This window comes from Azospirillum sp. A1-3, assembly GCF_023806445.1.
GTDB lineage: Bacteria > Pseudomonadota > Alphaproteobacteria > Azospirillales > Azospirillaceae > Azospirillum.
In genome coordinates this window covers 573,815-597,419 of the sequence record NZ_JAMSLU010000002.1, presented here as the reverse complement: position 1 = coordinate 597,419, position 23,605 = coordinate 573,815, and the positions used below count along the sequence as shown (strand labels likewise).

At 67.7% G+C, this 23,605-nt stretch carries 15 protein-coding genes; all 15 read left to right on the top strand.

Features of this window, described 5'->3' with window-relative positions:
* Positions 1-17 precede the first annotated feature (17 nt).
* The 15 genes from M5E06_RS16120 (at position 18) to M5E06_RS16050 (ending at position 23,604) form a co-directional block, all read left to right on the top strand.
* Positions 18-257: a hypothetical protein gene (locus M5E06_RS16120; RefSeq protein WP_252139028.1), complete on the top strand. Its 240-nt coding sequence runs from the start codon at positions 18-20 to the stop codon at positions 255-257.
* Between the two features lie 449 nt (positions 258-706).
* On the top strand, positions 707-1,033 hold the full coding sequence (locus tag M5E06_RS16115) for a hypothetical protein (RefSeq protein WP_252139027.1): 327 nt from the start codon (positions 707-709) through the stop codon (positions 1,031-1,033).
* A gap of 575 nt (positions 1,034-1,608) precedes the next feature.
* Complete coding sequence (locus M5E06_RS16110; RefSeq protein WP_252139026.1) at positions 1,609-7,380, top strand: beta strand repeat-containing protein; 5,772 nt, start codon at positions 1,609-1,611, stop codon at positions 7,378-7,380.
* A 222-nt stretch (positions 7,381-7,602) separates the two neighbouring features.
* Positions 7,603-8,940: a TolC family protein gene (locus tag M5E06_RS16105; RefSeq protein WP_252139025.1), complete on the top strand. Its 1,338-nt coding sequence runs from the start codon at positions 7,603-7,605 to the stop codon at positions 8,938-8,940.
* Positions 8,937-10,619, top strand: a complete 1,683-nt coding sequence (locus M5E06_RS16100; protein WP_252139024.1) for an ATP-binding cassette domain-containing protein — start codon at positions 8,937-8,939, stop codon at positions 10,617-10,619. Before M5E06_RS16105 ends, M5E06_RS16100 begins: the two co-directional genes overlap by 4 nt.
* Positions 10,616-11,986, top strand: a complete 1,371-nt coding sequence (locus M5E06_RS16095; RefSeq protein WP_252139023.1) for an HlyD family type I secretion periplasmic adaptor subunit — start codon at positions 10,616-10,618, stop codon at positions 11,984-11,986. Before M5E06_RS16100 ends, M5E06_RS16095 begins: the two co-directional genes overlap by 4 nt.
* Before the next feature lie 46 nt (positions 11,987-12,032).
* Positions 12,033-15,116 (top strand): ABC transporter substrate-binding protein, encoded by a 3,084-nt coding sequence (locus tag M5E06_RS16090; RefSeq protein ID WP_252139022.1) that lies wholly within the window; start codon positions 12,033-12,035, stop codon positions 15,114-15,116.
* A gap of 14 nt (positions 15,117-15,130) precedes the next feature.
* The gene (locus tag M5E06_RS16085) at positions 15,131-15,538 is read left to right on the top strand and encodes a hypothetical protein (protein ID WP_252139021.1); all 408 of its coding nucleotides are present in this window, start codon (positions 15,131-15,133) and stop codon (positions 15,536-15,538) included.
* 2 nt (positions 15,539-15,540) lie between these two features.
* Positions 15,541-16,023, top strand: a complete 483-nt coding sequence (locus M5E06_RS16080; RefSeq protein ID WP_252139020.1) for a hypothetical protein — start codon at positions 15,541-15,543, stop codon at positions 16,021-16,023.
* A 74-nt stretch (positions 16,024-16,097) separates the two neighbouring features.
* A complete protein-coding gene (locus M5E06_RS16075; protein ID WP_252139019.1) occupies positions 16,098-16,787 on the top strand; it encodes a hypothetical protein in 690 nt (229 codons plus the stop codon).
* Positions 16,775-20,017 carry a type VI secretion protein IcmF/TssM N-terminal domain-containing protein gene (locus M5E06_RS16070; RefSeq protein WP_252139018.1) on the top strand — a complete coding sequence of 1,081 codons (3,243 nt, stop codon included), beginning with the start codon at positions 16,775-16,777 and terminating at the stop codon, positions 20,015-20,017. The genes M5E06_RS16075 and M5E06_RS16070 overlap by 13 nt, the downstream gene beginning before the upstream one ends.
* Positions 20,018-20,409: 392 nt before the next feature.
* On the top strand, positions 20,410-20,910 hold the full coding sequence (locus M5E06_RS16065; protein WP_109154938.1) for a YcjF family protein: 501 nt from the start codon (positions 20,410-20,412) through the stop codon (positions 20,908-20,910).
* Positions 20,911-20,952: 42 nt separating this feature from the next.
* Positions 20,953-21,123, top strand: coding sequence for a hypothetical protein (locus tag M5E06_RS16060; RefSeq protein ID WP_199231059.1), 171 nt, complete (start codon positions 20,953-20,955; stop codon positions 21,121-21,123).
* Positions 21,120-21,899: a substrate-binding periplasmic protein gene (locus tag M5E06_RS16055; protein WP_252139017.1), complete on the top strand. Its 780-nt coding sequence runs from the start codon at positions 21,120-21,122 to the stop codon at positions 21,897-21,899. The genes M5E06_RS16060 and M5E06_RS16055 overlap by 4 nt, the downstream gene beginning before the upstream one ends.
* A 7-nt stretch (positions 21,900-21,906) precedes the next feature.
* On the top strand, positions 21,907-23,604 hold the full coding sequence (locus M5E06_RS16050; RefSeq protein ID WP_252139016.1) for an ATP-binding cassette domain-containing protein: 1,698 nt from the start codon (positions 21,907-21,909) through the stop codon (positions 23,602-23,604).
* The last annotated feature ends 1 nt before the right edge of the window (position 23,605 follow it).

Sequence of the window (23,605 nt, the reverse complement as noted above, 5' to 3'; positions counted from 1 at the left end):
GCGAGTTGGACGTCGCCGTGGTTTGGGGTCCGCAAGCCGGCTATTTCGCCGCGCACCAGCCGGTACCGCTGACCATCGCACCGGTCACCCCCGGTGTCGACGGCCCGACCCTGCCGATGATGTTCGACATCTCCATGGGTCTGCGCAAGGAGGACACCGCCCTGCGTGGCCAACTGGGGGACGCTATGGAGCGCAACCGCTCCGCCATCGACCGCATTCTTGCCGACTACGGTGTCCCCCGCACAGATCCGCCATGAGGCAAAGCATAGGTTATAGCGCCGGTCGGGACGAAAAGCCGCAGGTAGGGCAGCTCTTCCGGCAGTTCTGATAAATGCTCTGGCTGAACAGGTGGTGCAAGAAGAACCGAACACTGCCATAGCCGATATACAGGCCGACCACGCGCTTGTGCCGGCACCTCCTATAACAACATTGCTTGGGAAAGCCGGCGAGCCGCTGGTCGACTTCCTCCAGCTTTGCTTGGAGGCGCTGGGCTACAGGCCGACCAAGAACGCCTTGCGCAACCGGGACGACTACCAGCTGCCGTTGCACCTCCTTCAGCCATCCTTTGCCACCGATCTGGAGGCATGGATGCGGCGGCTGTCCGGCGCCGATCCGCTGGACGAGCGGGGTCCGGCCTGCCCGTTGCGCCCCAGTTCGCTGAAGACCGCCCGCGGTCCTGTGCTGCGTTTCGCCGCCGTCGTCGTCCGTGCCGGCGAGGAGCCCCAAGGCGATCGAGGACGGGCTGCATCACGAGTCGATGAAGGAGCGCCTGACCAGCCTGGAAGCGGGCAAAGCCCAGTTGCTCGCCGCAGGGGAGGAGTCCGACGCCAATCTGCCGGCGGTCCTGCTGCCCCCCTACCGCGGCAAGGTCGAAGCGCTGAAGGCGGCCGTCGCTGGCTGCGAGAACAGCGCCGTGGCGATGGAGATGGTGCGAATCATGATCGAGCGCGTTGTCCTGACGCCCTCCCCTGCCGGGGCGGGGTTGGACGCCGACCTGCATAGCGAACTGGCCGGCATCCTGGAGGTCTGCTAGGACGCTGCTCAGTTGCGCAAGGCTCAGACGCGCGAACGCCCCGGCTCTTTCGAACCGGGCCATCAAGTGTCGGTGGTTGCGGGAGCCTGCACCCACCAAGAATTCAGTTTTCCAATTCTCAGAATCCGATATTCTGGAAATATGATTCCAAGGAATATTGCAACGTAGTCGCTTTTCGTGCGTCGGATTTACTCCTGGTCTTCCCCCAGGTCTTGAATATCTATTTTCTATGAACTAAAAAACCTATTCAGGTTATGGATTTATCGCGGAAGTGCTGAAGGACCCACGCAAATGTTTAACGGCGTTCAGATTTTCTTCAGCAAATCACGGCCTTATTGCTAGTTGCTACTAGCAACCTCCGCGCCGGCGAAAGGGCCGTGATGACAGACCCTCAGAAGGCCGACGCAACGTCCGCCCCGCTCATGACTATCCCTGAGGCGCTCGCTTCAGAAGCGGCAGAGGTGCTTCTGAGCGGAAATCGGCAAGCGCTGTTGACGGTGCAGGAGAAGATGGCGGAAGCCTTGAGCGGCCAAGGCTTGCCTGGAAACGCCGCAGGCACGCTCGCGGATGGCTGGATGCATGACTTCGCCGATGGACTCGGCGCCCATGCCACGCCGGATGCCGCCATCCTCCAGGCGAACCGAATCGCCGCAGGTGCCGCCGAGCGCATGGCTCAGGCGATGCAGGACGCCGCATCTCTGACCGGCGAGCAGAGGATGGCAATGGCATTGGCCCAAGGACAGGGAGTAGACGCGCAATCACTGTCCGTCCCGGGCTCGGCAGCCGACCTGTCCACCGCCCTGTTCAATGGCGTGATGGACCCGCTCGCCCGGCAGGCGGGGGCGGCGGACCCAGTTGCCGCGCTGGCACAGTCCCTGAGCGCGCCGACGGCCCAAACACCTCCTTCAGCGCCTCCGCTTTCTCCGGTGGACCAACTGACCGCCGCGTTGGCCTCGGGCGCGGGCGTGCAGGAGGCCGTCAAGGCATTGGGAAGCAATCAGAACAGCCACTACGCCGATACGCTCGAACGGGCGCTGTCCAGCGGTGCCGAGTCCGACGCAGCGGTCACCACAGCCCAGGAAGTGAGCGCCAGCAGCGAGGTTTTGGCCCACTCCGCCTCGGTTGCCCAGTCCGACGGAAGCCATTTGCTCGCCACGCTGGCGTCCGGAGGCGCGGAGGCGCGCAATGCCTTGGGCGGCTCGGCCTTTGCCAGCGTCCTGAATGATGCACTGGCCCGAGGTGGGGCGCCTGATGCGGCGCTCGGTGCATCGGTCAGAGCGCAATCGGACATAGCGGCCAGCCAAAATGCCGCCGTCGTACCGCCGAAGCCGACCGACGCGCTGGTGGCGTCGCTTTCGTCCGGCCGCGATGTGGCCGAGACCGTAAAAACCTTCGCCATGGCCGCCGGTATCGATGCGAAGGCATCCGGCGGGTTCGGTCAGGCTCTGGAAGGCGCACTATCTACGGGCCATGAACCGGCCGGGGCACTGGGCGCGGCACGGCAGGACGTCGTCGCCCTGTCCGCCCTGTCCGCCGAGACGATGAAAGGCGTCAAGGCCGACCCGCTCGTCACGGCGCTCGCCAGCGGGAACAATGTCCAGCAAGCAGTCCAGGCCCTAGGCGGAAGCGGAGCCGCATTCAGCGCGGCACTGGGACAGGCCTTGGCGGAAGGGCGGACCGCCGGGCAGGCCCTGGCGGCGGCCCGTCTGGCTGCCGAAACCGTCCAGCAGAACGCCCACGCCAGCGAAGTCCCGGTGTCGCAGCAGGACAAGGCCATGTCCGACCTCGCCAACCCGGACAAGGCCGCCGCTGCCAAAGAGTCCGACCATGGCAAGAAGACAGCCGAGGACACCGCACAGCACAGCAAAAGCGCAGACGGCAAGGCCGCCGAGCAGGTGGCGGACGCCTCGGCGAAAGACGGCAAGCAGGACGGGGAAGTGGAAAAGGAAGGCAAGGCTGACGCCAAGGATGACGGCAAGGGCGAAGCCAAGGAGAACGCAGGCGACAAACACGCGGCCGATGCCTCCAACGATGGAACGCCCGCCGCGCCGGACACCTCCTCTGCTCCGGCGGCAAAGCAGGCGGCGATGAGCGAGGCCGCGCTCAAGACAATCAGCTTCGATCAGGCCGGCCTAACGGACAAGGCAACCGCAAGCGACGCGTCCACCCACGCCACCACATCCGCGGATGCGCGGCCGGCGGCCTCATCTCCGTCGGTGACCAAGGCGCTGACCACCACCGACGCCTTCGCCATCGCCGCGCAAAGCCAGCAGCGGGCGGTCCAGGCGGCGGTCCAGACCCTCGAGAACGCGTCATCCGACACAACCGGCACCAGTTCGCCCAGAAATACGCCGACGCTTCCCTCCACTCCCAGCCTTCCGGCCGAACAGCGTATCGCCGCGCCTACCCTGTCATCGTCCTTCGACGCAACGGCCTTGGCGAAGGCGCTGGCGGTGGCCGAGGGAACGACCGCTCCCGCCGGGTTCACCGTCTTCCACCTGATCGAATCGATGTTCCGTCCTGGCGAAACGGGCGGCAGCGTGGTCGGCGTCGCCATCGTGGGCAACAGCGGTTCGGCGCTCGGCATTTGGCAGTACAGCGTCGACGGTGGCAATTGGCTGACAGTGGGCTCGGTTGCCGAAACGGCGGCCCTCGTGCTGCCGGGCAATGCCCTTCTCCGCTTCCTGCCCGCGGCAGGCGCCTCCGGACAAGCTCCCGCCCTGGAGCTTCGGGCGGTGGGAGATGAATGGACCAGCGGCTTCAGCGGCGCCGAACACCGCTTGTTTGCGATTGCCGGTACCGGTGGAACGACGCCGCTGTCGTCGGAGGTCGCGCAGCTTTCCCTTGAGATCACCCCCGTCAATGGCGCCCCGGTGGCGACCGGTGTTCAAGCGGTCCTGGATGCCGTGGCGGAGGACGGCACCAACCCGGCCGGCGCCAGCGTCTCCTCGCTGTTCGGCAAGCTGTTTTCCGATCCGAGCGATGCTGTCTTCGGAGCGGCCGGCGACGGCTTCGCCGGTGTGGCCGTGGTCGCCAATCCGGGCAACGCCGCCCAGGGCGAGTGGCAGTATTGGAACGGTGGCAGCTGGGTCGCGGTCGGTGCGGCGTCGGACGGCAATGCACTGCTTCTGTCCGCCGACACGATGCTGCGCTTCCTCCCCGTCGCCAACTGGAACGGCCAGCCACCCAGCCTGATGGTGCGTTTGGTCGATGATTCCCAGGGTGCCATCGTCAGCGGCGGCCGTGTCGACCTGAAAAGCCTCGGCGTCGGCGGAACGACGCCCTACAGCGTGTCCGCCATCCTGCTCGACAGCCATGTGACCGCCGTCAACGACGCCCCGATCGCCACCGGCACGACAGCGACGTTGGCGCATATTGCGGAAGATACAGCCAACCCCGCCGGCACGACCGTCTCCGCCCTGTTCGCCAGCCTGTTCTCCGACCCGACGGACGCGGTGGCCGGCGGATCGACGGCGAACGCCTTCGCCGGGGTGCTGGTGATCGGCAACGCCGCCACAGCTGCCCAGGGCACTTGGCAGTACTGGACCGGAACCGCCTGGACCGATATCGGCGCGGCGAGCGACAGCAACGGGCTGCTGCTGGCCGCCGGCACCACTCTGCGCTTCCTGCCCGCCGCCGACTGGAACGGCACGACGCCGGCTCTGACCGTAATGATGGTGGATGATTCTCAGGGCGCCTTCGCCAGCGGCGAGCGTGTCACCGAGACCACCGGCGGTGGGACCAGCCGCTTCAGTGCCGGCACCATCGCGCTGGCCGGCACCGTCGATGCCGCCAACGACGCCCCGGTCGCCACCGACACCGCCGCGACCCTGCCGGACATCGCGGAGGACACCGCCGATCCAGCCGGGGCTACCGTCACCAGCCTGTTCGGCGGCCTCTTCTCCGACGCGGCCGACGCCGTGACCGGGGGATCGTCAGCCAACGGCTTTGCCGGGATCGCCATCGTCGGCAATGCGGCGACCGCTACGCAAGGCGTCTGGCAATATTGGACCGGCACCGCCTGGGCGGCCGTGGGGGGGGTGACGGAAAGATCGGCACTGGTGATTGCCGCCAGCGATCGCCTGCGTTTCGTGCCGGCTGCCGACTGGAACGGCACCACCCCGGCGCTGACGGTCCGGCTGATCGAGGAGGGCGGCGGCGCCTCCCTGACCGGAAGCCATGCCGACCTGACGCAGGGCGTCGGCGGCAGCACGGTCTACAGTACCGAAACCATCGCGCTGACCGGAAGCGTCACGCCGGTCAACGACGCGCCGCAGGTCACCGCCGGCACGACCTCGCTGTCGACGGTGAAGGGCGTGGCCGTCGCGGTCACCGGGCTGTCGGTGTCGGACATCGACGCCGGTTCGACGCCGATGCTGGTCACCCTGTCCGCCGGACACGGAACCCTGACCCTGGCGAATGATGGGCTGGATGCCGTCATCACCGGCAACGGGACGGACACCGTCACCGTCCGGGCGACGGTTGCCACCATCAACAGTCTGCTGGGCGCCACCAATGGGCTTCTCTATACCGCAAGCTCCTACACCGGCGCCGACAGCATCCATATACAGGTGGATGACCAGGGCGGCGGTGGGGCGGGCGGGCCTCTGACCGCCGACGCATCCGTTGCCGTCACGGTGGTGCCGCCCAATGCCTCCCCGGTTCTGATCGACACCAATCTCTCCCTTTCCGTCGCGGCGGAGGCGCTGGCGCCGCCCACCTCCGGCACCGCGGTGATCGCCGTATCGACGCTGGTCGGCCTGAACGGCGCCGGACCGGCCAACGTCACCGACGGCGATGCGGGTTCCGTGACCGGCATCGCCCTGGTCGGCACCAACGAGAGCTATGGGCACTGGTGGTTCTCGACCGACGGCGGCACGACCTGGACCCTGGTCGGCACGGTCAACGACAGCGACTCCGCTTTGCTCCTGCGTTCGACCGACCGGCTCTATTTCCAGCCCAACGCGTCGGTGCCCGCCACCGTCAGCGGAGCCCTGACCATCCATGCCTGGGACCAGACCAGCGGAACCGCAGGCACCAAGGTGGCGATGGACACCAGCGCCGGCAGCGCCTTCTCCACCGCCACCGACAGCGTGACACTGCACCCCGGCGTGCTGATCCCGAACGGCTCCTTCGACAATGGGCTGAGCGGCTGGACCTACACCGGCGGCACCAGCGTCGGAGCGACCGGGGACGGTCATGAGGGCACCATCACCTCGGCGAGCGGCCAGACGCCGACCCAGTTGGAGGACTTCCTCGGCCTGACCCACGGCTCCATCGCCACCGCGACCGGGACTGTGCCGTCCGCCGGACATGCGATGAAGCTCGGCACGACCGTGACGGTGACGCAGGACACGACGCTGACCTTCGACTGGTCCTTCACCTTCACCGACAACGCGTCCTATCACGACTTCGCCTTCGTCAGCGTCAACGGCGTGGTGACGCTGCTGGCGAAAGAGGCGAGTGCCAGCGGCACTTTCAGCGTGGTGGTGTCGGCAAACAGCACCCTGTCATTGGGCTTCGGCACCTCCGACACCGGCGACAACAGCGTCAATCCGATCCTGCGCGTCGACAACATCAAGCTCACCACCGTCGCCAGCGATCCCATCGTGCTGGACATGACCGGTCAGGGGCTGGCTCTGCGTCCGCTGTCCGACGGCATCCATTTCGACGTGACCGGCGACGGCGTCGCCGACAGCACCGGCTGGATCGGGTCCGGCAACGCCCTGCTGGTGCAGGACAGCAACGGCGACGGCCGCATCAACGACGCGCACGAACTGGTATCGGAGCAATTCGGCACCGGCTTCAACAGCAGCCTGGAGGCGATGGCATCCCTCGACCGCAACCATGACGGACGCCTGGATTCGACAGACGACGCCTTCCCCACACTGAAGGTCTGGCAGGATGTCAACGGCGACGGAATAAGCCAGCCCAGTGAACTGCGGAGCCTCTCCGAAGCAGGCATCCGCTCCATCGCCACCACATCGACACCAAGCGACGCGAGCCTCGCCGGTAGCCGGATCCTGGGCACCACCAGCATGACGATGGCCGACGGCAGCACCCAAATGGTGGCCGGCGTCGCGTTCGACGTAAAGGCCGCCTCCGCGACACAGGTCCAGATCCAGCCGCCGGCTTTCGCCCCGGCCAGTGCCGCTCACAATGCGGTGCCAGGGACCAACTTCACCAGTCTTCTGGCGTCCGGCCTTGGCCTGCCCACCGACGCGGGAGTTGTGCCGCAGCCGGATTCCTCTCATTTGCTCTCATGGAGCCCGGAGTCGCACGCTCCCGATCAACATCATTCGCAAAACAGCGATATCTCAAACGTGCATCACATAAACGGTTCCTAATAGAAATGTCAGATTTAGAGGATTTATTAAGCAATTGAACACTGTTTTGTCTTAATTTCCGACGAGATCAGTCGGCTATATTCGCCAGCGCAACAAACCGCAAAGCTTCAGCCGACAGCGTTTCCCAGGACCTTCATGCGCAAATTTTTCTTTTATGCCACGGTCTGGCTTACGCTTCTTGGCGGAGAGACGCAACCTGTAATTGCGTCTCCGCGCGAAGACGTGATCTCGCTGATTGCCAAGGCGACGGAAACGCATGACCGACTGAGAGGGGCGGAGGCGGCAGCCGACTCCGCCCGCAATGGCCTGCGGATCAGCCATGGCGGCTGGTATCCGACCCTCAGCCTGTCGGCCAACGGCGGACGCGAAACCACCGAAAAGCCGGCCGGCCTTCCCAACACCGACCTGAACGCCGGCCAGCTTTCGATACGCGCGACCCAGCTGATCTGGGATTTCGACGCGACCAATGCCGACATCCGACGGGCGCAAGTCTCGGTCGTCCGCGCCGACATCGCGGTGGAGCGCACCCGCCAGGAGTTGCTGGTGGAAGGCCTCTCCGCCTACGCCAATCTCGTCCGCGCCCACCGTCTGCTCACCTTCGCCCGCCAGTCGGAAGACAACATCCGCCGCCAGACCGGCCTTGAGGAGGTCCGCCTCCAAGAGGGCTACGGCTTCTCCACCGACGTCCTGCAGGCCAAGAGCCAGCTTGCCGGCGCCCAGGCCCGCCGCGTCGCCGCCGAAGAGGCGATGCAGACCGCGCTGAGCCGCTTCCAGGCCTATTTCGGCCATGTGTCCTTCCGGCTGGACGGCGCCGAGGTTCTGGCGATGACCAAAGCCACCCTGCCCCCGTCGATGGACGCGGCCGTGGAGGAGGCGCGCCGCCACAATCCGCGTCTACAGGAGCTGGCCCTGACCACCGCCGCGGCAGAGGAGGCCGTGACCTCGGTGCGCGGCCGCAGCCTCTATCCCCGGGTCGAAGGCTATGTCGAGCGCAACATCAAGCGCGACGTCGCCGGCCAGCCCGGACGGCAGAACGAGCTGCTGTTCAAGCTGCAGGTCACCTTTTCGCTGAACACCGGCCTGACCGCGATCAACAGCGTCCGCCTCGCCGAGGCCGACCTGCGCGCCGCCGACGCCACCTGGGCCGATCAGGAACGCACGGTGCTGGAAACCGTCCGCAACAGCTGGAACCGGCTGGCAAGCGCCCGCTCGCAGGTGAAACTGCTGAACGATCAGGCGAGCCTCGCTGCCGGTTTCCTCGACGTGGCGCGGGCGGAGCGTGAACTGGGGTCCCGTTCGCTCATCGACATCCTGTCGGGCGAGACGACGCTGATCAACGCCCGCAGCGACGCCGCCGCCGCTGAGACGGAACTGGTTCTCGCCGGCTACCGCCTGCTGGCCGCCATGGGCCGGCTCAGCGCCGCCGACATCCAGACCAAGCCGATGCCGAAATCGGCAGCGATGGGACGCGGCCTGTTCGACGACCCCGGCAGGCAGGAACCGGCGCCTCCCGCCAACCGGGATTCGAAGCGCAAGCGTGGGAAGGGAGACCAGCAATGACCGGCGGCGCCATCGGCTTGCTGCTTCTGCGGCTTCGCGCAAATCTGCGGCTGACGACCCGCGTCTTCGCGGCCTCGTTCGCCGCGAACCTGCTCGGCCTCGCCTCCTCCTTCTACACCATGCTGGTGCTGAACCGGTATGTGACGCACGGCGTCGATTCCACGCTCGTGGCGCTGACCGTCGGCGTCGTGCTGTCCATCGCTTTCGAACATTTGTTCCGCCATGTCCGGCTGGGCATCGCTGGACGCATCGGCCGTGCCGAGCACGAGCGGCTGGCGACCGGCGCCTTCGGCATCCTGCTGACCGCACGCAGCGGCGCCGGTTCGGCGGAAGGCGACGCCGCCCGCCGCGAGGCGATGCGGGCGCCCGAACAGATCGACGCGGCACTGGGGTCCGCCAATCTGGCGACCCTGTTCGACTTGCCCTTCGCATTGGGCTTCATCATCGTGGTCGCGCTGGTCTCCTGGCCGCTGGCGGCGATCTGCGTCCTCTTCACTCTGTTGTCGATCGGTGCCGGCCTGCTGGCCCAGGCGGACATGCGGGCGGTCGGACGCGATCTGGCCCAGGCGGGCGCCGAAGCGCAGGGTCTCGTCACCTCCGCCATCGTCGGCCGCGACGCGGTCGCCCTGTTCGGCGGCGCGAAGCCGCTGCTGAGCGAGTGGCAGCGGGCGGCGAAGGCACTGCGGACGATGCGCGAGCGGATGTCAATGCGCCAGGGCCGCGCCCAGTCGATGGCACAGAGCCTCCAGGCACTGCAGGGCGTGGCGGTCATCGCCACCGGTGCCGTGCTGGTGGTGCGCGGCGAACTGGATGTCGGCTCATTGATCGGCGTCAACCTGCTGGTCGGCCGGGCGCTGGCTCCCTTCACCCGGCTGGCGCAGATCGGCGAATCGCTGGCGATGGCGCGGCAGGCGCAACTCCGCCTGGAGCAGTTCGCGCGCACGGCGGTGGAGCCGCCGACCGGCACCAGCCTGCCCCGCTATGACGGGACACTGGAACTGCGCGACCTGACCTACACCCCGGCCGGCGCCGTCACCCCGTTGCTGCGCCGCCTGTCGCTGTCGATCCCCGCCGGCAACATCCTGGTGCTGAAGGGCCGGAACGGATCGGGCAAATCGACGCTGATCCGCCTGGTCGGCGGACTGGCCGATCCGCAGGAAGGCGCGGTGCTGGCCGACGGCGTCGACATCCGCAAATTTGCCCCGCTCTGGTGGCGTCAGCAGATCGGTTATCTGCCGCAGGAGCCGGTCTTTCTCAACCGGACCATTCGAGAGAACCTGCTGCTGGCCAACCCGCGTTTGTCCGAAACGGAATTGCAGGCCGTTCTTCACCGTGCCGGCGCCGACCGCGCGGTCGCCGACTGCGCCCAGGGGTTGGACACGCCGCTGCGCAATTTCGGCCAGGAACTGCCGGTCGGCCATCGGCGCCGGCTGGCGCTCGCCCGCGCACTGGCGGTCGGCGGACGGCTGATCCTGCTGGACGAGCCGACCGACGGGCTGGATGCCGAAGGTACCGCCGTCGTCTACCGCACGCTGATCGAGCTGGCGCGCGCCGGGCACACCGTGGTCATCGCCTCGCACGATCCGCGCATCCTCCAGGGCGCCTCACTGGTGCTCGACCTCGACCGCCCGCAGGACATGGCGATGCCCCCCGACACGGCCGCAATGGTGGCGTCATGAAGCCGCTTCCCCTGCTGACCCGCAAGCCGGTCGCCGGCCCTACCCTTCCTCTGGGGGGCGCGACGGCACCGGCACTGCCCTTCACCACTGCCACGACGCCGGAGACCGAAGGCCGCTTCGGCGACGGGTTGTTCGCCGTCAGCATCGCCGCCTTCCTGGCCGCAGTGGGCTGGGCGTCGGTCGCCGAGCTGAACGTCTCAAGCAGCGCGCCCGGCGACGTGGTGCCGCTGGCCTACAACCAGTCGGTCCAACATTTCGAAGGCGGCATCGTCCGCGACATCCTGGTGCAGGAAGGGGATTCGGTGAAGGCCGGGCAGATTTTGGTCGAGCTGGATCAGACCAAGACGCGCGCAGACCTTGAGGAATTGCGCCTGCGCCTCGGCTCGCTCTCCGCCGACATCGCCCGGCTGGAGGCCGAGGTCGCGCGCCGCGACAGCATCGACTTTCCCGACAAGCTGAGCCGCGAGCGGCCGGATCTGGTGGCGCAGACCCGCGACCTGTTCCGCGCCCGGCGCGACCGGCTGGCCTCCGACCTCGACATCCAGCGCCAGGACATCGTCCAGCGCGAACAGCAGATGGCCGCCGTCCGCGCCCGCATCGCCGGCTCCCAGGTGGCGCAGGGGCTGATCCGCGAACAGCTTTCCATCAGCGAAAGCCTGCTGAAACGCGAGATCACCAACCGGATGAAGCATCTGGAGTTGCTGCGCGACGACGCCCGCATCGCCGGCTCCATCGCCGAGGACCGCGCCACGCTGGCCCAGGCCGAAGCGGCTCTGGCCGAGGCCCGCAGCAAGCTGGTGTGGATCGGCCGCAAGTACGAGGAAGAGGGCCGCAACGCGCTCGACGAGGCGCGGCGCAACCACAGCGAACTGTCGCAGCGGCTGACCCGTTACCAGGACAGCCTGGATCGCTCCAGCATGCGCGCGCCGATGGACGGCATCGTCAAGACACTGGCGGTCTCCACCAAGGGCGCCGTCGTCAAGGCCGGCGAAACCGTGGTGGAGCTGGTGCCGCGCGACGGCAATCTGGTGGTGGATGCCCGCCTGCCGGTGCAGGACATCGGCTATGTCCGCGCCGACCAGCCGGTGGTGGTGACGCTCGCCGGCAGCGACGCCTCACGCTTCGGCCATATCGAGGGTCGGGTGCGGACGATCAGCCCCGATACGCTGCTCGATGCCAACAAGCAGTCCTACTACAAGGTGCGCGTCGAGCTGCCGGTGACCCGCTTCGACTATGGCGGCAAGACCTACGAGCTGTTCCCCGGCGTGCGGGTGACCTGCAGCATCCTGACCGGGCGCCGCACCATCCTCGACTATGTCTTCTCGCCGGTCCTAAACGGCCTCCAGCACGCGATGCAGGAGCGCTGAGGGTGTTCCGCGCGGCACGATTTTCCCCTCCCCCGAGGTTCACCCGATGCTGAGTTCGCTCCAGCCCCGTTCCCGGCCGCCGCTGCGCTGGTCGCACATGACCAAGAAGGCGCGCTTCGCCCTGATCCTGGCGGCGGCGATGCTGGTCACCGTGCTGGTGTCCCTGGTGGTGCGCGCCGGCTTCCTCGGCGAACGCGGCGGCAAGCCACTGACGCTTGCCGTGGTCGGACCGCTGAGCGGACCGGACGCCGCACTGGGGCTTGCGCTACGCAAGGGTGCGGCGTTGCGTGCCGACACCATCAACGCGGCGGGCGGCATCGGCGGCCGGCCGGTGGAGATCAGGCCCTTCGACGACGAGGGCGACAAGGGAAAGTCGCTGGAGATCGCCCGGCGCATCGCCAACGATCCCGCCATCGTCGCGGTAATCGGCCACACGCCGGAGGCAACGGACAGCGCCACCGCCATCTATGCCCAGAAGAAGATCCCGCTGATCGCCCCGCGCCCGCTGGTCCGCCCGGTGGATGCAGCACCCAGCCCATGGCTGTTCAGCATCGCCTTCGACCGCACACATGAGACCCGCTTCCTCGCCAACTATCTCCGTAATGTGGTGGGCGAGCCGATGGTCGCCGTCATCCGCGAGGACAGCGAGCAGGCGGCCACCCTGGCCGGCCAGTTCGACACCATCCTCCAGCGTTTCGGTACCAAGCTGGTCAACCAGTGGACCTACGCCCCCGGACGCGGCGGAGCCGGCGCCCTGCCGGCGCTCGCCCAGGCGGTGAAGGAGAAGATGCCGACCGGCGCCGTCGTCGTCATCGGGTCGGCGATGGACAGCGCCCGCGTGGTGGTCGCGCTGCGCGATGCCGGCGTGCGCAACCTGATCGCCGGCGGCTCCGAAATGGCGACGGCAGCCTTCCGCACCGAGATCGTCGCCCAGGCGCAGGCCAATCCAAAGGCGCTGACGCCGGAGGCCTACGGCCACGGCCTGCTGGTCGCCTCGCCCTTGCTGTTCGACACGGCGAACGAGCGGGCGCAGCGCTTCTACGGCCAGTATGTCAAGCGCTTCAACGCGGTGCCCGATTGGGCGGCGGCGCTGGGGGCCGACGGCGTCGACCTGATCGCCGGCGCCATCGCCGCCTCCCCCGCCGGCGCCGGCAAGCCGGACGGCGACGCGCTGCGGCTTGCCATCGCCGGCCATGACAGGACCGAAAACGCCTTCCAGGCCAATGCCGGCGCCTGGACCTTCGACGCCCGCGGGCAGGCGACGCTGCCGGTGATGATGGCGACCTACAACGGCCTGAACCCGGTGGCGGCGCTGACCCAGCTGCAGCCGATCCGCGAGGCCGGCGTCTCCAACTTCCTGGAGGAGGTGCAGCGGGGACGGGCGCTCTACGTCAACGACCGCTTCATGTACAAGACGGACGTCATCTACACCGGCGTCCAGCTGCACGAGATCCGCGACCTCAATCCCGATGCCAACGAAGCGACGCTGAACCTGACCATCTGGTTCCGCTACCGCGGCGCCTTCAATCCGGCCGACGTCGTCTTCACCAACGCGGTCAAGCCGGTGGAACTCGGCAAGCCCTACCGCGAGGAACGCGGCGAGGTGACCACCTACGTCGCCTACCGGATCGAGGGGCGCTTCGCACTCGACTTCTCCGACCAGCGTCCGCCCTACGGCAGCCATTCGGTCGGCGTCAGCTTCCGCCACCGGACACAGAACCGCAATACCGTGATGTTCGTCACCGACGTGCTCGGCATGTCGCTGGTGAACACCAACGATTTCGTGGAGAAGCTGAAGGCGATGGCGGCGGCGGAAACCGCCTCGGCCGCCGACCTCAGCCTCGCCGACCGCTTCCGCCGGGCGATGGAGGGCGAAAGCGAAGGCTCCACCCTGCTCGACCAGTTGCGCGCCCGACGGGTGCTGGCCCCGTCGCCCGGCTGGCGGCTGGCGCGTGCCTGGATTTCCCAGGACGTCACCAGCGTGAGCAGCGAGGGCGACCCCAACTATGTCGGCTTCGGCCGGCCGCAGCCGGACTTCTCCCGCGTCGATTTCGGCGTGGTGGCGACACCGGACGCACCGGCGGCGCGCGACTTCATCCATCGCGACTTCTTCGTCTACATCGCCATCTTCAGCGCGGTAGTGGCGGTGTTCGCCGCCTTCATGGACCGGCGCGACCGCGGCCAGTTCTGGAAGATCCAGACGCTGTTCATGCGCATCCTGTCCTGGCCGCTTCTGCTGATGTCGGCCGGCAACATCGCGCTGGATCAGGCGGTGGCGACGCTGCCGGCCAGCGGCATCGCCATGGTGGTGAACGGCATCAACGTGCTGTGGTGGATCGTGCCGGCCATCCTGGTCGACCGCACACTGGAACGCTTCGTCTGGACCCCGCTGGAGATCCGCACCCAGCGCCGCATCCCGGCAATCGTCCGCCGCTTCTCCACTCTGATCGTCTTCGGCTTCGCCGGCTGCGGCATCATCGCCTTCGTTCTGAAGCAGCCGATCACCAGCCTGCTGGCCGCCTCCGGCCTCGTTGGCATGGTCGTCGGCCTCGCCATCCAGGCGAACATCGCCAACGTCTTCTCCGGCATCGTCCTCAACATCGAACGGCCCTTCCAGATCGGCGACGCCATCCAGATCACCGACATCGTCCGCGGCGTCGTGGTGGACATGACATGGCGGACGGTGCGGGTGCGCAACGTCGCCGGCTTCATCGTCGCCATGCCCAACGCCAAGGTGTCGGAGGCCACCGTCGTCAATTTCAGCGCGGTCGAGCGCGTCTCGATGAAGCTGGAATATTTCGCCGATGCGCGCCACGACCCCGGACGGATGGGCGGCCTGCTGACCGGTGCGCTGCGCGCCACCGATCGGGTGATGCCCAGCGCGACCGGCGGTCTGCCTTTCGTCCGGTATGACGGCTTCCGCGCCGTCAACGGCCAGTGGCTGTGCAAGTACAACCTGTTCTTCTGGGTCAAGGACCACGACGCCAGCTTCGCCGTGCCGGAACTGGTCTGGCGGTCCGTCTACCGCACGCTGGCCGATGCCGGCATCGACCCGACACCACCCGACCTGATGGAAGCCGGTGCCGCGATCGGCGCCGCCACCGGCACCGTCACGGCCATTCCGGCATGAGCAGGACCATTCTGATGACACGCCCCTTCTCCTGCCGCCGGCTCGCCGCGGCGATGCTGCTGCCGGTCCTGCTCGCCGGGGCGGGCTGTGCCCCGCTCGGCGGCGAAAAATCCGCCGCGATCCTGGAGCGGGTGGCCGACGGCGACTATGACGTCGGTATCCATTATCCGTCCAAGCGCACCCGCTATGTGATGATCGTCGAGGACGACGAGGAGTCCTTCGCCATCACCAACCGCCCGACGACCGGCAAGGATACAGCCGGCCCGGTGACGATTCCGGCAGAGGAACCGGCCGTACCGCAACGAAACGACCGGGTGCTTGCCCCCTGCGCCGGGTCGGCCGGCAACTGGTATCGTCACACGCCGGCCGGCTATGTCTGCGCCGGCCAACCGGGAGCCGTGTCCGCGGCGGCAGGTGGCTGACGATGAAGCGTCTGGCTCTGACGTTCGCCCTGCTGCTTGCAGGCTGCGCCGCGGACAGGTCCGCTCGTCCGGACGCGAATGGCGGCGCGAGCGGAAACTCCGCCCCCATTCTTCGCATCAAGGCCGATGCCGACGCCAACGACCGCCATCCGGTGGCCGTCGACGTGGTCCGGGTGGTTGACGGCGAATTGGCGCGCCGGCTCGGTTCGCTCGACGCCACAAGCTGGTTTCGTGATCGGGCCGCCCTGAACGGTGAGGCCGCCGGGCGGATCGCCATCGCGTCGTGGGAGATGGTGCCCGGCCAGAGCGTGATCCTGCACAGCCTGCCGCCTTTCGCCGCCAATTCAGCCGCAACCATCGTCTTCGCCCGCTACGGCACGCCGGGCGTCCACCGCCAGTCGCTGGATGGCGCGGGCGCCCTGGATATCCGGCTCGGTCGCAACGGCTTCACCGTGGCTCCGCTGCCGAAGGACACAGCACCGTGACCGTTGGGCCTTCCCCCTCGCCTGCCCGCTTGTCCGGCCAAGCTCCGGCCGCGCCGGCTCTCACCCAGGGAGCGATGCGCGGAACCGGACCGGGTGTTTTGCCCCTGTTCCGCGCCTTCCACACCGATCTGCTGGCCGGCTGCGCTCAGGAGCAGGCCCCCGCTGGATCGGTGGCCGAACGGCTGGTCGCGACGCTCCATGGCATGAGCACCGCGGCGACCGCCCAGGGACCTGCGGCCCATGGAATGGTGGTGAAGGCGGTTTTTGCGATGGCGATGCTGGCCGACCGGGCGTTGTCCCAGGTGAAGCCGGCCGATGCCGTCGTCGCCGGCCGCCTGTTCGGCGCGAACGCCACGTTGCAAACCCTGTTCGTCCAGGCCGACGACCTGATCCGCCAGGGCGCCAGGGCCGACCGCGGGCTCGCCACTGTCTATCTCGCGACGCTGGCTCTGGGTTTCCCTGACGACGCCCAGGCGGCGGCACGGCGCTCCCCGCTGCACCGGATCGTTACCGGCAGGGAGGGCGGAACCGAGCCGATTCAGGCCGGCCTTGCCAGCCCGCGCGCCTATGATCCGCCAGCGGGTGCCGTGCTCGGCACCTTCCGTCCGTCGGCGCGGCGCTGGTGGATGGCCGCCGGCGGCGTGGCGGCACTGTTCCTGATGGTTTCGCATCTGCTGTGGTCCACCGCAGTGAACGAGCTTCAGCGTGACCTGCGCGGCGCCCGGTCCGCGGTCGAGGATATGGGGCTGTCATGGTCCTATTGATCCTGACGCTGGAATTCCTGCTCTCCACCATCGGCTCGGCCATCGGCTGGGTTCTGTCCTTCGTCTTCGCCATTCTGCCCTACGCGCTGGCGGCACTTCCAGCCTACATTCTCTACCGGGCGGCCCGGACGGTCTGGCCCAAGCTGCGCGCCCGGTTGCGCCGTCGCCGCAAGCCCGCCGCCAAGGCGCCGGCCTGCAACAGGGCGACGGCGCGCAAGGCCATGGCTTCCTCGCCCCTGCATGTGAGGGCGGAGGCGCCGCCGCCGTCGAAAGGCGCCGCCGGCAAGCCTCCGCTGGCCCGCATCTACGGCGAAGGCCTGGACATCCTGACCCGGCAGATGCGCGGTCCCCTGCGGCGCGGCGACATTCCCTGGTTCCTTGCCTTCGGCGTCGGCGGTCCGGCGCTGCTCGCCACCGACCCGACTCATGTCACCTGGCCGGAGGATGGCAGCACCGGCGACGGCTGCTGGTGGTTCTGCGAAGGGGCGGCGATCCTGCACGCAGGCGCCGATTCCGCCGACGGCTCAAAGCTCGACGCCTCCTGGCCGTGGCTGGTCGCGGCGATGGCCAAGCGGCCGATGCGCCGGCCGCTGGACGGCATCCTGCTGATGGTCGGCGCCGACGAACTGTGCGCCGCCACCGAACGCGAGGCGCCGCGCAAGGCTTTGGCCAAGCGGGCGGAGTCCCTGCGCGCCCGGCTGCGGGCGATCCGCGATGACCTCGGCATGGTCTGCCCGGTTCATGTGGTCGTGGTGCGGGCGGAGGCCCTAGACGGCTTCGCCGACCTCTGCGCCGCGGTTCCCTCGGCCCTGCTGGACAGCACGCTGGGGTGGACCAGCCAGCAGGACTGGCTGCTGCCTTTCGAGCCCGCCCGGGTGGGCGAGGCGTTCGACGCCGTCCGGTCGGAACTGGCACTGCTGGAGGCGGACGCTCTTGCCGCCGGAACCGCGGGGGTGCGCCTGCCACTGCTCGCTTCGTCCCTGGAAGCGCTGCGGCACCCGCTGGCGCTGTTCCTCGATGGTGCGTTGGGAGGGGATGAGGCCACAGACCCCTTTCCGTTGCGCGGCATCGCCCTGACGGGTGCCTGTGCGACCGCGACGGGCGGACGGCGTCCGGCCTTTGCCCGTGACCTGCTGCCCGGCCGCGCCTTCGCCGAACCCGGCTATGGCCGTCCGTCCGAGGCCGCGTTCCTGAAAGGCCGCCGCCGTCGCCGGATCGCGCAGGCCACGCTGGCCGCATCCGCCACGGTCCTGTCGCTCGCGGCGTGGCAGGGCTTCGCCACCGTCTCGGCCGGCAGCCCCGCCGTCGCGGACTCGGTCGCCGACCTGCGGCGGTCGCTGCTGTCGCATGACGCCGTTTCCGACGCTGCCTTGGCGACCCGCGTGATCGCCGCCACCGCTGCGATGGAACGCGACCGGCTCGCCACGCCGCTGCTGCCGACCTCGCTGTTCAGCAGCTTCGACGAGGACAAGCGGCGGCTCGCGTCGGTCACCCTGCGCCGCGCGGTGCTGCGGCCGATCCGCGACGCGCTGCTGCCCAGTTCCACCCTGACCGACCTACCTCCCGTCACCAATCCCCGCAGCGTCGAGGAATTGCCAGCCTTCCGCCGGCTGGCTGCACAGTTGGACCGCATCGGCGGCCGGCGCGACGCACTGGAGCGTTACGACCGCTTCCGCCGCAACAGCGGGTTCGACGAACTGATCGCGCTGGCGGAAAGCGTCTATGGTGCCGTCCCCCGCCCGCCGGTGACGGCGACCGACGGCTTCATCACGCGCATCGCCGCCGGTGCCGACCTTCCCAACCTGGATGCCAGGACCATCGCGGTCGCCTTGCGAGCGGAGTCGGTGCAACTCGCCACTCCGCTCGCCGAGGAACTCTATACCCGCAACCCCTTGCGCCTTCGCGCGCAGGCGCTGGCCAACCGTCTGCAGGAACTTCCCGAGGCACCGACCGAAGAGGATGTCGCAGAGGTCCGCCGGCTGGCCGATGCCGTCACCGAGGCCGCCGGCTGGCCGATCGCCGCCGCGTTGCAGGACCCCGCGCGCGGCCTGCCCGATGCCGTCAAGCTGGCGCTCCAGAAGGCGGCGATCGCCGACCTGCCCGGCCGCGACACCACCGACCGCATCACGGAAGCGCTGTCGACCGCCGCCACGTCGGCCCGTGCCGCCGTCCTGGCGCTTGAGGCTGTCCCGGTCGGCCGCCTGCTCGCAAGCGGCGAGGGAGGAGCGCTGGCCTTGAACCCGGCTGTCGCCGCACTGCCAGACCAAATGGCCGCCACCTTGGCCAGCAAAGCTCCGGACGAACCGGCGCCGGCCAAACCCGCTGCCCCTGAAAGCAAATCCGTGGAGTCCGTTTCGGCCGCACCGCCTGTCGAGCCGCGTCCGGCGCCGCCGGTCCAGGCAGCGGTTGCTCCCATGTCCGAACGATCGGTTGCCGCCAGTCCGGCGCCTGCGCCGTACACGCCGCCGCCGCCCCTGCCGGTACCGCCCGCCGGGATTTCGGCCCCCGATACCGGCGCGGCGGTGGCGACGCTCGACGCGACCTTCTCCCAGTCGCTGGCAGGCCGCTTCCCCTTCGTCCGTCCGGACCTCGCCCGCGGCGCGCCCGATGCCGATCCCAAGGAGGTTCGCCGCTTCTTCGAGCAGCTTGACGAGAACCGGCCCGCGATCACGAGGGCGGCGACGCCCGAACTCGCCGCTTTCCTGGAGAAGATGGAAGCGGCACGGCCGTTGCTCGACACGGTCGCACGCAATGCGCCCGTAAGGGTCCGTTTTACCTACGGCACTAACCGGACGCAGGAGCTTGGGGCGGAACATATCATCGATTGGTCGGTGCGTTCCGGAAGCGGTGCGGTCGGCGCCTCCACCGGGTCCGAGCCGATGGTCTGGAAGATCGGTCAGCCGCTGCAGATCAGCTTCCGCTGGGCCTCCGGTTCGCCCTACCGGCCGAAGAGCGCCAGGGCGAGCGAGGCCGAGGCCGCTGCGGGCGACACGCTGACCATGGTGGAACGTGGCCCCTGGGCTCTGCTCCGCCTGTTGAGAAGCCGCTCGGCTCCTGCTGCGGCCACCGGTGACGGCGTCTTGCTGCGCATCGCCTTGCCGACCCAGACCATCGGCGGCGAACCGGCGCGCGACACGATCCTGTTCATGACGGCGTCGATTGCTGCCGGATCGCGCGCGTCCCTGTCGCCCAGGGCGCTCGATCTGCCGTTCCGATTCCCTTCCAGGTAGCAAAATACAGTGACCACAAGAAAAGAAGATGATGAATTTCGTTACAAGCCGCAACAAGGCGATACAATATCCTTTTAAAACCCCAGTAACCCTGATTGCGGCTTAATACGATTTTAATCAATAAAAACGTATCAGTAGGTTAGCTCACGCCAAGCTGGCAGACTTATGGGTTCTGCCGGAAAACCGATCTAATCATGATTTGCTAATTTCTTCGCTGCCCCTAAGCAGCAAACGCCATTTGTTTGTCAATCGCTGCGTCCGCAATTGACGAAAGGCTGCTGCTTTCCCCCAGGAAGCTCGGCTCGGCGATGCGAGATGCATGGAAACGTGTGTTTCGCATCGGAATATCCACCACCGATCAACACTCCCCGACCCGAGAAAGGCTTCGGATCATGGTAGACCGTAAGAAGCGTGCCCAGGACCTGATCAAGTATCACAGCTACGCCTCGGGCGCCTTCGGGCTGATCCCGGTTCCGGGCGCCGACGTCGCCGCCGTCAGCGCGGCACAGCTGAACCTCGTCCACAAGCTCGCCAAGCTGTACGAAGTCGAGTTCGCGCAGGAGCGGACCCGCGCCATCGTCGGCGCCCTGCTGGGCGGCGTCATGCCGGGGGCTCTCAGCTCCAGCGTCCTCGGCTCCGCCGTCAAGGCCGTGCCCTTCATCGGCACCGCTCTCGGCGTGGCGGTGATGCCGGCGCTGTCTCTGGCGGCGACCCGGGCTCTGGGCCAGGTGTTCGCCCAGCATTTCGAGACCGGCGGCACGCTGCTGGACTTCGATATCGATGCGATGCGCGAGTATTTCCGCAAGGAGTTCGAGGCAGCCAAGGGTGAGGCCGCCGACGCCCCGGCCGCCGCACCGCAGATGGACGAACAGCCGATCCAGAAGGCCGGTTAAGGCCTGAACGACGGAACGCCGGGTAAAGAGGGAAGCATCGCCGTGCTCGAGCTGATCTATATCGGTCTCTGCCTGCTGGTCGGGTTCCTGGGGATCGGCCGCCGCGGCGGCTTCCTGCTTTACGCCTTTCTGGCGGTGGTTTTGACGCCGCCCGGCGCTCTCCTCGTCATGATCCTGCTGACCACCCGCCGCAAGAAGCCGGCGAAGGCGTGACCGCAGCCATGACCTCCACCCATTTCACGGCACCGCCACGCCGTCCGCTGGTTGCGACTCTGCTGCTGGGCCTGCTGGCTCTGCTTGCCATGTCCTTCCCGGCGAACGCGGAATATTGGACCGTGGCGGCGGAAGACCATTTCCCGCCCTATAATTACTCCTTCAACGGAAATCGCACTGGCATCGACACCGAGATTGTCAACGCGCTGCTGAAGGAGTTGGGCGTCACCCCGGTCCACCGCCCGCTGTCCTGGTCAGAGGTGGTGCAGGCGATGGACGAGAACACCGCTGACATCGGCTTCCAGTTCATCGCGTCACCCGCCCGCTTCGCGCAATACAACATGATTGGGCCGTTCCGCACCGGCACGACGGTGTTCATGGTGCGCAAGGATTCGACAATCACCTTCGACCGGCTTGAGGATCTCACCCCCTACCGGATCGGCGTGGTCGACGGCTTCTCCTACGCGCCCGATTTCGACGCGGCGACCTATCTGGACAAGCTCGCCTCCAGCAGCAACGTGGTCAATTTCCGCCGCCTCATCCTGGGTCGGGTCGATGTCATCATCGGCGACCTGCATGTGCTGAACTACATGGCGAAGCAGGACGGCCGGCTGAAGGACGTGCGCGTGCTGCCCAAGCCCGCTGGCCTGATCCCCCGCTACATCGCCCTGCCGAAGGCGCGCAAGGAAAAGGCGGAGCGCCTGCAGGCCGCCTTCGTCAAGCTGCGCGACAACGGCACCATTGCCCGCATCCTCGACAACTGGTTGGCGGAGTGACCGGGCGATGGGCAAGCGCACTCCTCCCCCCAGCCGGCCGCCGTCCTATCTGCTGCCGCTGATCGGCCTCGCCGACCGTAGCATCCTGACCCGGCTGGTCGTGACCGGCTGCGTCGCCGCCACCGCCAACCTCATCAGCCTGATGAGCCTCAGCGCGGAACTGAGCGGCTGGATGCGCGGCGAGGTGCTCGACACTCCCTTCCTGGTCTTCTGCCTGTCGCTGCTGGTCGCTTATGCCTTCAGCAAGCGCTTCGTCGCCCTGACGCTGACCACAGCCTTCAGCGCGCTGGCTGGGGTTCGGCGCCGCTTCCTGCTTCATGTCACGCTGGGGGGTCATGCCGACATCCTTGATCTGCAGGCCAAGCGGTCCTTCGATCTGGGCAACCACCATCTGGAGCGCATCGCGGCCCTGCTGCCCAATCTGTCGATCGCCGCCAACATGATGCTGGTGGCGGCGGTTGCCTACCTCTACCTGTGGACGCTGTCGACCGTGGGCGCCACGCTGCTGCTGGTCGCGGCGCTGATGGTGGGCGGCTGGTACGTACGCGAGGCGCAGCGGACCCGCGCCCTGCTGACAGATGCCAAGGAGTCCGAGTTGCGGATGCTCCAGGGCTTTTCCGAGCTGGTCGGCGGCAATGCCGAGATCAAGCTGGGCAAGGCGCGGCGCGATGAGCTGTCCCAGGCGGTGGAGGCCGACGTCGCCCGCTGGGAAGAGCTGAAACGCCGCCACGGCCGCAATCTGGGCGAGCTGTTCTCCTGGATCGCGACCATCATCATCGGCTTCTCGGCGGTCTTCGTCTTCATCTTCCCGCGCATGGGCGCGATGTCGGTGTCCGAACTGCCGCTGGTCACCTCGGTTATCCTGTTCCTGGCCCGCCCGCTGTCGAAATTCCTCAACGCCGTGCCCGACTATGTGGCGGCGGAGGATGCGGCGGCGCAGCTGACGGCCCTGCTCGGTACCATGCCGGCACTGGAATACGAGCCGTCGCGCACCGCCCGTGCACCGCGCCGCTTCTCCAGCATCGAGCTGCGCGGTGTCGGCTTCGCCTATCGCGCAGGGCTGCGGCCGGAGCCCTTCGTGATCGGCCCGGTGGACCTGACCATCCCGGCTGGCAGCGTGGTCGGCATCGTCGGCTCCAACGGGTCGGGCAAGTCCACCCTGCTGCGCGTCATCCCTCTGCTGTTCCGTCCGGACGAAGGGCAGGTTCTGCTCGACGGCCAACCGGTGGAGACCGACCGGCTGGAAGCCTACCGCGACCTTTTCTGCGCCGTGTTCCAGGACCACCACCTGTTCACCCGGCTGCCGCAGGGCCCCGGCTTCGATGCCGAGCTGTTCCGCGAGATGCTGGCCTATCTGAAGATCGACCATCTGGTGCCCGACACCGGCGACGGGCTGCTGAACCGCGACCTGTCCAAAGGACAGCGCCGGCGCGTCGCCCTGGCGGTCGCGGTGGCCGAAGGTCGGCCGGTCGTCATCCTCGACGAATGGACCTCCGACCAGGACGCCGAGTTCCGCACCCGCTTCACCAACGAGATCATCGGCAAGCTGCGGTCGCTCGGCCGCACCGTGATCTTCGTCTCGCATGACGGCGACGTGTCGTCGGTCTGCGACGTCACCATTCGAATGATTAACGGGCGAATGGACATGCCGGCCGACAAGGTTGCGTCCGCCGCCGCTATGGCTTGCTTGCAGGAGACCGCGTGAC

What these genes read in the sequence shown, in the direction of transcription:
- M5E06_RS16075 (WP_252139019.1), top strand. Translation starts at nt 16,098, where the DNA reads ATGCGCGGAACCGGACCGGGTGTTTTGCCCCTGTTCCGCGCCTTCCAC.
- M5E06_RS16090 (WP_252139022.1), top strand. Translation starts at nt 12,033, where the DNA reads ATGCTGAGTTCGCTCCAGCCCCGTTCCCGGCCGCCGCTGCGCTGGTCG.
- M5E06_RS16100 (WP_252139024.1), top strand. Translation starts at nt 8,937, where the DNA reads ATGACCGGCGGCGCCATCGGCTTGCTGCTTCTGCGGCTTCGCGCAAAT.
- M5E06_RS16110 (WP_252139026.1), top strand. Translation starts at nt 1,609, where the DNA reads ATGCATGACTTCGCCGATGGACTCGGCGCCCATGCCACGCCGGATGCC.
- M5E06_RS16065 (WP_109154938.1), top strand. Translation starts at nt 20,410, where the DNA reads ATGGTAGACCGTAAGAAGCGTGCCCAGGACCTGATCAAGTATCACAGC.
- M5E06_RS16095 (WP_252139023.1), top strand. Translation starts at nt 10,616, where the DNA reads ATGAAGCCGCTTCCCCTGCTGACCCGCAAGCCGGTCGCCGGCCCTACC.
- M5E06_RS16070 (WP_252139018.1), top strand. Translation starts at nt 16,775, where the DNA reads ATGGTCCTATTGATCCTGACGCTGGAATTCCTGCTCTCCACCATCGGC.
- M5E06_RS16050 (WP_252139016.1), top strand. Translation starts at nt 21,907, where the DNA reads ATGGGCAAGCGCACTCCTCCCCCCAGCCGGCCGCCGTCCTATCTGCTG.
- M5E06_RS16080 (WP_252139020.1), top strand. Translation starts at nt 15,541, where the DNA reads ATGAAGCGTCTGGCTCTGACGTTCGCCCTGCTGCTTGCAGGCTGCGCC.
- M5E06_RS16085 (WP_252139021.1), top strand. Translation starts at nt 15,131, where the DNA reads ATGACACGCCCCTTCTCCTGCCGCCGGCTCGCCGCGGCGATGCTGCTG.